This window comes from Micromonospora sp. ATLC16, assembly GCF_057196645.1.
On sequence record NZ_JBXUOW010000035.1, the window covers coordinates 31,820 to 44,599 of the forward strand.

The 12,780-nt window shown below is 70.7% G+C and carries 13 protein-coding genes; 9 read left to right on the forward strand and 4 right to left on the reverse strand.

What is annotated here, in order from left to right; all coding sequences use genetic code 11:
* Nucleotides 1-756 carry a 2-phosphosulfolactate phosphatase gene (locus AC2CHE_RS16515; protein WP_484505796.1) on the forward strand — a complete coding sequence of 252 codons (756 nt, stop codon included), beginning with the start codon at nt 1-3 and terminating at the stop codon, nt 754-756.
* Nucleotides 757-897: 141 nt separating this feature from the next.
* Here the strand turns inward: AC2CHE_RS16515 and AC2CHE_RS16520 are convergent, their stop codons facing one another.
* On the reverse strand, nt 898-3,027 hold the full coding sequence (locus AC2CHE_RS16520; protein WP_484505771.1) for a carboxypeptidase-like regulatory domain-containing protein: 2,130 nt from the start codon (nt 3,025-3,027) through the stop codon (nt 898-900).
* A 190-nt stretch (nt 3,028-3,217) separates the two neighbouring features.
* Here AC2CHE_RS16520 and AC2CHE_RS16525 point away from each other — a divergent pair, with 190 nt between their 5' ends.
* The 5 genes from AC2CHE_RS16525 to amcA all read left to right on the forward strand — a co-directional run bounded on the left by AC2CHE_RS16525 (nt 3,218) and on the right by amcA (nt 7,976).
* Nucleotides 3,218-3,550: a sterol carrier family protein gene (locus tag AC2CHE_RS16525; protein WP_484505797.1), complete on the forward strand. Its 333-nt coding sequence runs from the start codon at nt 3,218-3,220 to the stop codon at nt 3,548-3,550.
* 161 nt (nt 3,551-3,711) lie between these two features.
* Nucleotides 3,712-5,274 carry an amidophosphoribosyltransferase gene (gene purF / locus AC2CHE_RS16530; RefSeq protein ID WP_484505772.1) on the forward strand — a complete coding sequence of 521 codons (1,563 nt, stop codon included), beginning with the start codon at nt 3,712-3,714 and terminating at the stop codon, nt 5,272-5,274.
* 64 nt (nt 5,275-5,338) lie between these two features.
* Nucleotides 5,339-6,493 carry a phosphoribosylformylglycinamidine cyclo-ligase gene (gene purM, locus AC2CHE_RS16535; RefSeq protein WP_484505773.1) on the forward strand — a complete coding sequence of 385 codons (1,155 nt, stop codon included), beginning with the start codon at nt 5,339-5,341 and terminating at the stop codon, nt 6,491-6,493.
* A 174-nt stretch (nt 6,494-6,667) separates the two neighbouring features.
* On the forward strand, nt 6,668-7,771 hold the full coding sequence (gene amcB / locus AC2CHE_RS16540; protein ID WP_484505798.1) for a cyclophane-forming radical SAM peptide maturase AmcB: 1,104 nt from the start codon (nt 6,668-6,670) through the stop codon (nt 7,769-7,771).
* On the forward strand, nt 7,740-7,976 hold the full coding sequence (gene amcA / locus AC2CHE_RS16545; protein ID WP_484505774.1) for a multiple cyclophane-containing RiPP AmcA: 237 nt from the start codon (nt 7,740-7,742) through the stop codon (nt 7,974-7,976). Before amcB ends, amcA begins: the two co-directional genes overlap by 32 nt.
* 146 nt (nt 7,977-8,122) lie before the next feature.
* On the opposite strand, the gene AC2CHE_RS16550 is transcribed toward amcA, so the two are convergent.
* Together AC2CHE_RS16550 and AC2CHE_RS16555 are read right to left on the reverse strand one after the other, a co-directional pair.
* Complete coding sequence (locus tag AC2CHE_RS16550) at nt 8,123-8,335, reverse strand: DUF3073 domain-containing protein (protein ID WP_093403828.1); 213 nt, start codon at nt 8,333-8,335, stop codon at nt 8,123-8,125.
* A gap of 367 nt (nt 8,336-8,702) precedes the next feature.
* Nucleotides 8,703-9,785 carry a Glu/Leu/Phe/Val family dehydrogenase gene (locus tag AC2CHE_RS16555; protein WP_484505775.1) on the reverse strand — a complete coding sequence of 361 codons (1,083 nt, stop codon included), beginning with the start codon at nt 9,783-9,785 and terminating at the stop codon, nt 8,703-8,705.
* A 269-nt stretch (nt 9,786-10,054) separates the two neighbouring features.
* On the opposite strand from AC2CHE_RS16555, the gene AC2CHE_RS16560 reads away from it, so the two are divergent.
* Together AC2CHE_RS16560 and AC2CHE_RS16565 are read left to right on the forward strand one after the other, a co-directional pair.
* On the forward strand, nt 10,055-10,894 hold the full coding sequence (locus AC2CHE_RS16560; RefSeq protein WP_484505776.1) for a DUF8083 family protein: 840 nt from the start codon (nt 10,055-10,057) through the stop codon (nt 10,892-10,894).
* Between the two features lie 253 nt (nt 10,895-11,147).
* Nucleotides 11,148-11,357, forward strand: a complete 210-nt coding sequence (locus AC2CHE_RS16565) for a BldC family transcriptional regulator (RefSeq protein WP_007073996.1) — start codon at nt 11,148-11,150, stop codon at nt 11,355-11,357.
* A gap of 101 nt (nt 11,358-11,458) precedes the next feature.
* On the opposite strand, the gene AC2CHE_RS16570 is transcribed toward AC2CHE_RS16565, so the two are convergent.
* A complete protein-coding gene (locus AC2CHE_RS16570; RefSeq protein WP_484505777.1) occupies nt 11,459-11,839 on the reverse strand; it encodes a PPOX class F420-dependent oxidoreductase in 381 nt (126 codons plus the stop codon).
* Between the two features lie 54 nt (nt 11,840-11,893).
* Between AC2CHE_RS16570 and AC2CHE_RS16575 the strand changes: the two genes are divergently transcribed.
* The gene (locus AC2CHE_RS16575; protein ID WP_484505778.1) at nt 11,894-12,673 is read left to right on the forward strand and encodes a class I SAM-dependent methyltransferase; all 780 of its coding nucleotides are present in this window, start codon (nt 11,894-11,896) and stop codon (nt 12,671-12,673) included.
* Nucleotides 12,674-12,780: the final 107 nt, after the last annotated feature.

The window sequence follows — 12,780 nt, forward strand, 5'->3', positions numbered from 1 at the left end:
CTGGCTGCGGCAGTAGTCGCCCAACCCGGATCGGGGGTCCGGTTCGACTGGGCTCTGGCGGGTGCGGTCGAACTCGCCCGGGTCTGCGCGGTACTGGTGGTGGTGGACGTGCTGTCGTTCACCACCACCGTCGAGGTGGCGGTGGGGCGGGGGATGCGCGTGCACCCGTTCCCCTGGGGCGAGCAGGCCGCCGCCTACGCGCGCCGGGTCGGCGCGGTCGCCGCGACCGGCCGCCGACAGGTCACCCGCGAACATCCGTGGTCGCTGTCGCCGGCCGCGCTGAGTCGGGCTCCGGTGGTGCCCGACCTGGTGCTGCCGTCGCCCAACGGTTCGGCCATCAGCGCCGCCGCCAGCGCCACCGGGCTACCGGTGGTCGCGGCCAACCTGCGCAACGCCCGCGCCGTCGGGCGTTGGCTTCGCATCCAGCGGTACGGCTCGACGGCAGCTCCGATCGGCGTGGTGGCCGCCGGTGAACGGTGGCCGGACGGATCGTTGCGCCCTTCGGTGGAGGATCAGTTGGGCGCGGCCAGCGTGCTGGACGCCCTCTCCGGCGCGCCGGGCGGGCTCTCGGTGGAGGCGGCCATGGCACTTGCCGCGCTGGCCAGCACCCCGGACGTACCGGCGGCGATCCGCGGCTGCGTCTCCGGTCGAGAGCTGATCGAGGGCGGCTTCGCCGAGGACGTCGAGATCGCGGTACACGTCAACGCCTCCGACGTCATCCCACTGCTCCACCAGGGTGTCTTCTCGGCCGCCTGACCGCTGGCGATGCCCAGCGTCGGCCCGGACAGTCGATTCGCACCCGCCGACCGGTGGGCAACGATGAGTGGTACAGGTCCATGTCACTCAGACATGATTATGTCTGAGTGACATAAGGTCGTACGGCGACCACGACAGGATCTAGTCGTCGAGCCAGTCCAGGCGGCGACCGCCACGGTCCTGGGGCGCGCCGTCGGGTCGGCCGCGGCCGGCCTGTGCCGGGTCGCCGTAGCCGCCGCTCTGGCCGTAACCACCCTGGTCGTATCCGCTGTCGTAACCGCCGCGCTGCCGTGGGGGCTCCTGCCCGTACCCGCCGCCGGCCGGGCCGCCGCCGTAGCCACCCTGGTCGTACCCGCCGCTCGTCGGTGAGTCCTGGCCGTATCCGCCGGCGGTCGGGCCGCCGTAGCCGCCCTGGTCGTATCCGCTGTCGTAGCTGGTGTTGTCGTAGCCACCGCGCTGGTGCCCGGCTTCCTGGCCGTAGCCCCCGGCCGGCTGGTCGTACCCGCCACCGGATGCCGCGCCGTAACCGCCGCCCGACTGTCCGGGAGGGTAGCCACGGTTCGGATCGCCCTGGCCGTATCCGCCGCCTGGCTCACCGTCGCCGTAGCCGCGCGTCGGGTCGCTCTGGCCATAGCCGCCGGCAGGCTCGTTGCGACCGTAGTCGCCCCCGGCCTCGCCTCGTCCGTAGCCGCCCGGCTCGGACTGGCCGTAGCCCTGGCCAGCCTCCGGCTGGTACATCCCGGTGGCGTACGGGTCGGCGGGAGCCGGGTAGGCCGTTTCTTCGCCCTGGTAGCGGCCGGTCGGCTCGTCGTACCGCTCGCCGTAGCCGCCGCCTGCCGGCGGATAGTCCGGGGCGGCGTTGCCGGCACCGTAGTCCCGGCTGCCGTAGCCACTGCCGGACGACGGACTGTTGCCGTAGCCGCTACCGGAGGACGGGGCGTTGCCGTAGCCGCCGCCCGACGAGGGGGCGTTGCCGTAGTCGGGGGCGCCGTAGCCGCCCGGCTCGTCGCCGTAACCGCCACCACCGGACCAGCCACCGGGTCCGCTCGCGGCACCGTAGGGCTGCGGCGGTGCGCCGTAGGGGTCCGGCGGAACGTCGTCGACGACCGGCTGGTGCATCATCGTCGGCGCGTTCGCCAACCCGGCGCCGCCGACCATTGTCGGGTCCGGCGCGGCATTGACCCGGTTCACCACCCGGGTCTGGTCGTCCGCACCAGCGAACGAGCCGCGGGCTGCCGGGACCGCGCCGGCCGGAGCGCCGGCGGGAACATCACCGTCGGGCTCGACGTCCTCGTTTTCCTTGCGCTTCATCCAGAGCAGCACGATCGTGCCGACACCGACGGCCACGAAGAGACCGCCCAGCAGGATGAGCAGCCAGTTGCCGAATCCACCCGAGTCCTCGTTGGAGGCCGGGGCCTGGGCAGCGGCGCTCTCGGCGGGGGTCTCATCATCCTCCTCCTCGCCGAGTTCCTCCTCGAACGGGTCCTCGGTCGGCACCGCCGACTCGCTGGCGCTCGGGCTGGCGCTCGGGCTCTTCGAGGCCGCCGCGATCGGGAGGGTGATCCGCCGACCGGTGATGCTCTGCCCGGCCTTGGCGGTGAAGCTCGCCACGGCGTTCTTGTTCTCGGCGCTCGCGCCGATGTCGATCCGCCCGGGCGTGATCGGGTTGTCGCTGCTGCCGGTGAACCGGAAGTTGCCGTCGCCGTTGGTGGTGGTGTCACGCTGCTCGCCGGCGCTGTCCTTGAGCAGCACGTACGCGTTCGGCACCGCCTCGCCACCCTGGTTGACGACCTTGCCGGAGATCGACCGCACCGTCTGCGGCGCCTGCGTCGTCGGCGGCGGTTTGGGGCCCCGCACCGTCATGTCCCGCTCGTCGCTGCCCTGGTCCCCGCCGGCCTGGGCGGAAACTCGCACCTTGCCGGACCGCTCCTGGCCGGCCGCCACGTCACCCGCGACCAGGTTCACCGTGAACGACACTTCTTCGCCGGCCGGGATCAACCGGGCCGGGACGTTGCAGTCGCCCTGGCAGCTCAGACCGTTGAAGGTGCTGACGCTGATCCTGAACGGCGTCGGTGCATCGTTGTTGTTCTTGACGGTGAACGCCATCGACGTTTGCTGACCGGGCTGAAGGGTACCGTTCGGCAGGCTTGTGATCTGGACGTCCGGGTCCTCGGCGAAGGCGGGTGTGGCAGGGGCGGCGAGCAGGGCACCGATCATCAGCGCCACGATCACACCGGCCCGCTTGTGCCAGGCTCGTCGGTGCGTTGACACGTCCACCGCCTTCCGGACTGACCTCCCCTGACCGGCGGGTGCCGGGCGGGGGGAACATCACGGTACGAATACGCCGTCGGCAACTATGCCTTGTCTGGCCGGATCGGCGCGACCCAGGGCCAGCGCGACGGGCTGCACGGTCACACCGTATCGTCCCGTCGTGTCCTCTCCGTACATTAAGTCCGCCTCGATAGCGGCGGCGTTGTCGGCGCTCGATGAGGGGCGTGTACCCGAACGGCCGGTGCTCCGCGAGGCGGTCAGGGCCCTGTTGGCCCTCCTCGCGGACCGCGCCCCCGGCCGATCGGTGGAGGTGCGAGTCCCACCTTACGGTGCAGTTCAGTGCGTTCCGGGGCCGCGACACACCCGCGGTACTCCCCCGAACACGGTGGAGATGGATCCGGAAACCTGGCTCGGTTTGGCCACCGGGCGACTGGACTGGGTGCGAGCGGTCACGGAGGGTCGCGTCAAGGCGAGCGGGGCTCGCGCGGACCTGTCCGCCTATCTGCCGCTCGAACTGGGATGATGGCTGGTACTGAATGACGCATAGCGGCGACAGTGTGACTGTATGTGGCGACATGCATTCGCGTACACTGTCAGGCGACGACAGTGTGGTCCTGGCCGAGAGGTGCGGAGCAACCCCCGTGGTTCCGCCAGGCCAGTCCAGACCAGCAAAGGGAGCGGCAGGTGCCCCGAGGCGACGGCCGGCTGAGCCACGACCTTGACCCCCATCGACCCGGCCCCCAGGACGCGTGCGGTGTCTTCGGCGTCTGGGCCCCGGGAGAGGAGGTCGCCAACCTGACCTACTTCGGGTTGTACGCACTGCAGCACCGAGGTCAGGAAGCGGCCGGCATAGCGGTCAGCGACGGCTCCGGCGTGGTGGTCTACAAGGATCTCGGTCTGGTGGCCCAGGTCTTCGACGAGCCGACGCTGGCCAGCCTGCGCGGTCATGTCGCGATCGGGCACGCGCGTTACTCCACGACCGGCGCGTCGACCTGGGAGAACGCCCAGCCGACCATCCGCGCGACCAGTTCGGGCACCACCATCGCGCTGGCACACAACGGCAACCTGGTCAACACGGCCGAGTTGCAGCGTGAGGTGGCCGAGCGTGGCCTGGGCGCCGACGGTTCGACGAACGACACCTCGTTGGTCACCATGCTGCTGGCCAGCCGGCCGGATCTGTCCGTCGAGGCCGCCGCGCTGGAGGTTCTGCCGCAGCTGCGAGGCGCGTTCAGCTTCGTCTTCATGGACGAGTCGACCCTCTACGCCGCGCGCGACCCGCACGGTGTGCGTCCGCTGGTGCTGGGCCGACTGGATCGCGGCTGGGTGGTGGCCAGCGAGACCGCCGCGCTGGACATCGTCGGTGCCAGCGTGGTCCGCGAGGTCGAACCGGGCGAGTTGATCGCGATCGACGCGGAGGGGCTGCGGTCCACCAGGTTCGCCGCCCCCGAGCCCAAGGGTTGCCTCTTCGAGTACGTCTACATAGCCCGGCCGGACGCCACCATCGCCGGTCGCAACGTGCACGCCGCCCGGGTGCAGATCGGGCGGCAACTGGCCAAGGAGCACCCGGTCGACGGCGACCTGGTGATCCCGGTACCCGAGTCGGGCACCCCGGCGGCGATCGGGTACGCCGAGCAGTCCGGCATCACCTACGGTGCCGGCCTGGTGAAGAACCCGTACGTCGGACGTACCTTCATCCAGCCGTCGCAGACGCTGCGTCAGCTCGGCATCCGGCTCAAGCTCAACCCGCTGCGGGAGAACGTGCGGGGCAAACGCCTGGTCGTGGTCGACGATTCCATCGTCCGCGGCAACACCCAGCGCGCGATCGTGCGGATGCTGCGCGAGGCCGGTGCGGTGGAGGTGCACGTACGCATCTCCTCGCCGCCGGTCTCCTGGCCGTGCTTCTACGGCATCGACTTCGCCACCCGCGCCGAACTGCTCGCCAACGGCCTCGACAACGACGGCATCCGGCGCTCGATCGGCGCGGACACGCTGGGTTATGTCTCGTTGTCCGGCCTGATCGCCGCGACCGAGCAGCCGAAGACCCGGCTCTGCCGGGCCTGCTTCGACGGGGAGTACCCGATCGAACTGCCCGTCGGCAACCTGATCGGCAAGCACGTGCTCGAAGGGATCGGCCGTCGGGTCGCCCACCACACGGCCGGCGAGATCGGGTCCGCCGAGCAACTCGTCCCGCCACTCGACAGCAGCTTCGGCGAACTCAAACCGTCGGCGACCACAAACTGCCCGTAGCACCGCCCGGCTGGCGTGTCGGTCACCGTCGACGCGACAGCCGAGAACCACAAAGGGGAGAACCGTGACGCACGTGTCCGAGCGCAGCGGCGCAGGAAGCAGCCCGAGCGGCGCTGGCGGGGACCGTCAGCCCTGGACGGCCGGTTCCGGCCGCCCGGCGCGCAAACGCGCGGTCTCGTACGCGGACGCTGGCGTGTCCATCGAGGCGGGTGACCGTGCCGTGGAGCTGCTCAAGTCGAAGGTGAAGCAGACCCGGCGGCCGGAGGTGATGGGTGACCTCGGCGGCTTCGCCGGCCTGTTCCGGCTGGACACCACGAAGTACCAGCACCCGATCCTGGCCTCCTCCACCGACGGCGTCGGCACCAAGCTGGTGATCGCCCAGCAGATGGACATCCACGACACGGTCGGCATCGACCTGGTCGCCATGGTCGTCGACGACCTGGTCGCCTGCGGCGCGGAGCCACTGTTTCTGCTGGACTACATCGCGACCGGCGAGGTGGTGCCGGACAAGGTCGCCGAGATCGGCGCCGGCATCGCCGACGGCTGCCGGTACGCGGGCTGTGCGCTGCTGGGCGGCGAGACCGCCGAGCACCCGGGCGTGCTGCGCCCCGACGAGTACGACGTCTCCGCCACGGGCGTCGGCGTGGTGGAGGAGGGCGAGATCCTCAGCTCCGAGCGGGTCGAGGTGGGCGACGTGGTGATCGCGATGCGGTCGTCCGGCCTGCACTCGAACGGCTACTCGCTGGTCCGGCACGTGCTGCTGGGCGCCGGCCGGATGCGGTTGGACGTGGTGATCGACGACTTCGGCCGCCAGCGCACCCTCGGTGAGGAGCTGCTCACCCCCACCAAGATCTACGCGCAGGACTGCCTCAAGCTGATCGCGGAGGCCGAGGTGCGGGCCCTGGCCCACGTCACCGGCGGCGGTATCCCCGGCAACCTGGTGCGGATCCTGCCGGAGCACGTGGACGCCGTGGTCAACCGGTCGACGTGGAAGCCGCAGCCGGTCTTCGACCTGATCCAGTCCAAGGGCCGGATCGAGGACCCGGAGATGGAAGCGACCTTCAACATGGGCGTCGGCATGTTCGCGATCGTGTCGGCGGAGGACGCCGACCGGGCGTTGGCCACGCTCACCGGGCGGGGCGTCGACGCCTGGCAGGTCGGCGAGATCATCGAGGGCACCGGCGAGGTGCGGATGGTCGGCCAGCACACCCGAGGATGATCACTTTGCGCTGATCGTCCGACCACCTGATCAGGGCTTCACCCGAGTGGCCGTCGCGGCCTAGCCTGAAGGGCACCCTCAAGAGCTGCGGGGCGCGCCCCTGCCGGGTCGCCCGGCAGCCCAGGACCGCTACGGAGGAGGGCGATGGCTGCGCGGGCACGGTCATTGGGCGGGATGCGGGGCCTGGCCACCGTCCCGTCGTACGTTGTGATGCAGCCCACCACGCTTTGCAATCTCGACTGCGCGTACTGCTATCTGCCGTTCCGGGCGGCGGACCGGCAGATGCCGGTCGCGGTGGCCGAGGCGGTGGCCGCCTCGGTGAACCGCTGGGCGTCCACCGGCCGGTTCTCCGTGGTCTGGCACGGTGGGGAGCCACTGGCCACCGGCCGGGAGCGGCTGGCGGCGCTGATGGCGCCGTTCGGGCCCGAGGTGGAGCACCACGTCCAGACGAACGCCACTCTGATCGACGATGCCTGGTGCGAGTTCTTCGCCCGGCACCGGATGCGGGTGAGCGTGAGCGTGGACGGGCCACCGGAACGCAACGGTGAGCGGGTCACCCGGGCCGGTCGACCCGCGTACGACCGGATCGTCCGCGGGGTGGCCGCGTTGCGTCGACACGGGCTGCCCTTCTCGGCGCTCGCGGTGGTCAACGACCCGTCTCCCGGGCGCGCCACGGAGCTGTACGAGTACTTTCTCGACCTCGGTTGCGAGGTGCTCGGCGTCAACATCGAGGAGACCGAGGGCGTCAACACCCGGGTCAACGCCCACGACGCTCCGGCCGTGACCGGGTTCTGGGCCGAGTTGGTCGCGGCCTGGCGGCGGGATCCCCGGATCCACCTGCGGGAGGTGGAGTGGTCGTTGCGGTACGCCGCGGCGGTGCTGGACGGCACGGCGGACGATCTGCTGCCCAGCCGGCTCGATCCGATACCGACCGTGGCGTACGACGGCTCGGTCGTGGTGCTCTCACCCGAGCTGGCCGGCTTCACCGATCCCCGTTACGGCGACTTCTCCAGCGGAAGCGTGCTCGCCACCCCGTTGCACACCATCCTGGCCGACGCGGGGCGCACCCCCTGGGTCGGCGAATTCATCGACGGTGTGGAGGCCTGTCGCGCCTCCTGCCCGTACTTCGGTTTCTGTGGCGGAGGCCATGCGGCCAACCGCTACTTCGAGCTGGGGCGTTTTGACGGTACGGAGACCGAGCACTGCCGCAACAGCAAGATCCGCCTACTGGAGGGAGTGTTGGAGCATGCCCGAGACCACCAGTCACCGGGAGCTTGAGACCGTGACGGGAGACGAGCCCGACCGGGTCGCCGACCGGGTGCGGGAGGCCGCCGTCGGACTCAACGCCCTGCTTCACGAGGCCGAGGTCGCGCGTCAACTACGGGCGGAGGTGGCGGGTGGCGACGGTGCCAGCGCGGTCTGCGCCTGGAACCACTTCGAAAACATCCCGACGTTCTACAACTGGAACAACCGTCCCCGCTGATCGATCGGTGCCGAGGGCCCGCCACGCCGCCGGAGCATCGTCCGGCCGTGGTGGGCCCTCGACTCGTCGGGTGCTGCACGCCGCTGCGTAGCGGGCACATGCGTGAGCACGCGGGCAGTCACCGCGTGCTCAGATGTGACCGGGGGTCAGCGGGTCGGACGGACCCAGTTGTCCGGGTCGTCGTCGGAGTGGTCCTCGTCGTCGTCGACGTACTCTTTGTAGTCGTCGTCGAAGTTGCGGTCCGACTTGCCGCTGCCGCCGAGTTCTCGCTGCAAGGCGGCGAGGTCGGTGTTCGGGGAGTGGTACTTCAGCTCCCGGGCCACCTTTGTCTGCTTGGCCTTAGCACGGCCGCGCCCCATGGCTCGACCCCCTCGCACAGAATGCGGGGCAGCCCGAAGGCGGGCCCCGATGACGTCAGGCATCTCTCGTGGCTCTTACGGTACATGGGGATGCCGCCGTTCGGCACCTCGGGTTACCCACGACGACGACCGCGCGTTGCGGTTGTCAGGACGTCACCCAGTGTACCCGGTAAGGAGCGGTGCCGAGATCGGTCGTGACACAGGGCAAATCTCCGCGAACGCGTCGTTAATTCAGCTTAGCGGGACCGGTGCCAGCATTCGCCCGGGCTGCGGCGTGTCGTCACGCGTCCACCGCCCTGTCCGCTGCTCCGCTTGGTCGGAGCGGGCCGTCGGGGGCGGACACCGGCCCGCCCCGGACGGTGCGTCGTCAGCGCAGGTGGATGGTGCGCAGCCGCCCGATCTCGGCCATCCGCCGTTCGGCCAGCCGGTCCGCCGCCACTGCCGGCGGTACGCCGTCGGTGTCGGCGAGACGGAGGATCTCCCGGGTGGTGTCGTAGATCCTGGTGGCGCGCAGCTTGGCCCGCTCGAAGTCGAAGCCTTCGATCTCGTCCGCGACCTGGATCACACCGCCGGCGTTCACCACGTAATCGGGCGCATAGAGGATGCCCCGGTCGGCGAGCAGCTTCTCCACTCCGGAGTGGGCGAGCTGGTTGTTGGCCGCCCCGGCAACCACCTTGGCTCGCAGCGCCGCCACCGTGCCGTCGTCGAGGGCGCTGCCGAGGGCGCACGGGGCGTACACATCGATGTCGGCGCTGACCAGCGCGGAGGCGTCGTCGACGAGGTGGACCTGTGGGTGCGTGGTGCGCGCCCAGTCCAGCGCCCGCGCGTCGACGTCGGTGGCGACCACCTCGGCACCGTCCTCCAACAGGTGGCCGACGAGGTACTTGCCGACCTTGCCCAGCCCGGCGACGCCTATCCGTCGACCGTCGAGCGTCGGTACGCCCCAAAGGTGCTCGGCCGCCGCCCGCATGCCCTGGAACACGCCCCAGGCGGTGAGGATCGAGGAGTCGCCCGCCCCGCCGTGCTCGACGCTGCGGCCGGTGACGTACCGGGTCTCCCGGGCGATCACGTCCATGTCCGGCACGTAGGTGCCGACGTCGCAGGCGGTGTAGTACCGGCCACCCAGAGACTCCACGAAGCGGCCGTAGGCGCGCAGCAGCGCCTCGCTCTTGATCTGCTCCGGGTCACCCCAGATGACCGCCTTGCCGCCGCCCAGGTCCAGACCGGCGAGGGCGTTCTTGTACGCCATGCCGCGAGAGAGGTCGAGCACGTCGGCGAGCGCGGCCTGCTCGCTGTCGTACGGGTAGAACCGGGTGCCGCCGAGCGCGGGGCCCAGCGCGGTGGAGTAGATGCCGATGATCGCCTTCAGGCCGGTCTGCTTGTCCTGGCAGAACACGACCTGCTCGTGCCCCGTGGACTCCGGGTCGTCCGTGGTGGCGAATACACCCATGACTGGCTCCTGTGTGGCGGGTGCCCTTGTGAGGCGCGGACCTGGTCAACGTCGGCGGGGATGCTGCGGTGTTGCGAGCCTAGTATCGGCGCGCGTCGCGCCGCTCTCCCCGGCGGGCCGCCGTCCCGTCCTACGGGCGGTCTGTCCCGGCCGCGCCGTCGTCGGGTTGCGGGGTGGCGCCGGGCTTGCCCGGGTTGCTCCTGCGCCGCGCCGGGTCGCCCGATGACGCCGAGCGACGCTCGGCTTGCCGTTCGTGGGAGGATCGCGCCGTGCCGTCGCTCTTCGCTTCATACCTGCGCGTGTACGAGCCGCTGACCGCCTTCGACCGGGATCGCCAGTCCTACTGGCGGCGCTACGTCGAGCAGGGGCGGGCCGTGGCGCCGGTAGAGGGGCCCGGCCGGCAGCGGACCTCGGTGATCGAGGCGCTCGGTGCCGGTTGGACGCGGCTGCCGGATCTGCCGGACGAGGCGTACGTGCTGGAGACCGACGAGACGCTGCTGGTGTGCCCGTGGAACCTGCGTATCCGGGTGGCTGAGGCGGCGTTGAGCGCGCGGGACGGCGTACCGCCGGTGCTGGCCGACGCCTTCGTGCCGCCGGTGCTGGCCGGGCAGGCCAAGGCCGTGGTGGAGGACTGGCGCAGCGGTGCCCGGGTGCTGGAGCACGGCGTGCCCCGGGTGCACGAGCAGATCGCGACCTGGGGCGTACCGCTGCGCTGGTTCGTGCTCTTCGACGCGCAGGAGCGTAACCACGTCACCGTGCCGGACCGGCGCTCGCTGCGCTTCCGGACGGAGATCTCCAAGGCCCGCCGCCGCTCGTCGCGGGCGCTGGCGGTGCTCCGCAAGTCGGTCGGCGACGCGCCGATCACCGAGGCGGTGGAGGAGGCGGCCCGCTGGCTGGAGGAGTTCCATCCACGTTCGGTGGTGGAACTCGACTACGGCGGGCTGGTCGAGTTGCTCTCCGACGAGACGCTGGCCGAGGACGACTCGCCGGAACTGGTCGCGGCCGGGCTGGCCGGGCTGTCCCGGGGCGAGGCGGAGGAGGCCTCGGCGGCGTACGACAAGTTGGTCGCCCGGTGGCGCGCGGTGCAACTTCTGGAGCGTTGCAATTAGGTCACTGATGTCCCTTTTCTGGGGGTGCAACGCGAGGCTGTCTCGTAGTTGACGCATCACGAACCGTGATCATGAGTCCGATTAAGTTACTTTCTGGCGTGTAAAAGTCGTATAAATCGGGCATGGTTCATCCGTCCGTCTAGGGACGTTCGGCCGTTCGGCCCATGTCGGACATCGGGGACTAGCCGGACCATGGGAGACGCGTCGGCCGGCGGGACCCCGGCCGATGTCTATACATGTGGAGGAGTGACCGATGGCATCGCGAACGCACGAACCAGAGCCGCTACTCACACCGGCCGAGGTGGCGTCGATGTTCCGTGTCGACCCGAAAACGGTGACCCGCTGGGCGAAGGCTGGCAAGCTGAGCGCCATCCGGACCCTCGGCGGTCACCGCCGATACCGCGAGTCTGAGGTCAGGGCACTGCTGCAGGGACAGATTCCGCAGCAGCGCCAGGGGGACTGACCAACCGGTTGATAACAGAGCTACACGAAGGGCGGCGGACTCGTTCCGCCGCCCTTCGCCATGGTCGGGCGGGCGAAGTCCCCGAACGCCGGGTCGGACCGTCAGTCGGTCAGCTCGACCCGGATGCCCACCGTGCCGCCCTCCCCCCGGCGCAGCCGGCTGCCGAGCAGGGTCAGCCGGCCGATCACCCGGTACTTCTGCTTGATGAGGCCACGGATGCGGTTGGTCGCGCCGGGGCCGTAGAGGCTCGCCCGGCCGGGTACCGCCTCGCCGTGTGGTCGGCCGCGTACGTCGCAGGGAGCCACGGTGACGTGCCCGCTGCGGCGGATCCGTTTCACCTTGCCGGCGTCGGCCGCCGACCACACCGCCAGGGCGTCGCCGTCGCGGACCGCCCAGACCGGGGTCGGCACCGCACGACCGTCCTTCCGGAACGTCGTCAGGAGGATGTACTTCTCGGCTGAGAGGCGGTCCAACGTGGTCACGCCGCCAGGATACGGGCGCTGCGGCCAACCGACCGGCGGGATAGCGTGAAGCATGTGACGGGGGAGCCACGGATCGGTGACGTCTTCGGGGAACTGCTGCGCGACGCGCTGGCGGTGGCGACCGGCATCGGTCCCCGGCCGCTGGCCGGTGGGCGCCTGCCCCGCCCGGTCATCGAGATCATCGAGCGGGACGACGGGCTGGTCAACGGCGCACCGGCCGCCCACTATCTCGACGGACCGCAGGACTGGCAGCCGCACGATCACCGAGCGGTCGACCGGGTACGCGGCGCGACGCTGGACGTCGGTGTCGGCGGCGGACGGATCGCGCTGCTGCTGCAGGAGCGGGGCGTACCGGTCACCGGGCTGGACACCTCGGCCGGCGCGTTGCGGGTGTGCCGCCGCCGGGGAGTACGCGACCTGGTGCACGCCACCGTCGACGAGCACGCCGCGAGCGGGCGGCGGTACGACACCTTCCTGCTGCTCGGCAACAATCTCGGTCTGATCGAGGGGCGGGAACGGGCACCGGCCTTCCTCGCCGCGCTGGCGGCTCTGGCCCGCCCCGGCGCGCAGGTGATCGCCCACGGCACCGACCCGTACGGCACCCGCGATCCGGTGCACACCACGTACCACGAGCACAACCGGCGGCGGGGCCGCCTGGGCGGGCAGTTACGGCTGCGCCTGCGCTACCGCGAGCTGGGTACGCCCTGGTTCGACTACCTGGTCTGCGCCCCGGAGGAACTCGCCGAGCTGGTGCAGGGCTCTCCCTGGCGGTTGGTCGACGTGGACAACCGCGACGCCCCCTACTACCTGGCCACCCTGCAACTGACCCGCTGACCCGCCGACCCGCTGACCCGCTGGGCCGGCGACCCGCGCACGGCGGAAGTGTCGAGAAGGGCCCCCTGCTCCACCGGAGGCGTCAACAGGGTGCCCGTCCCCAGAAC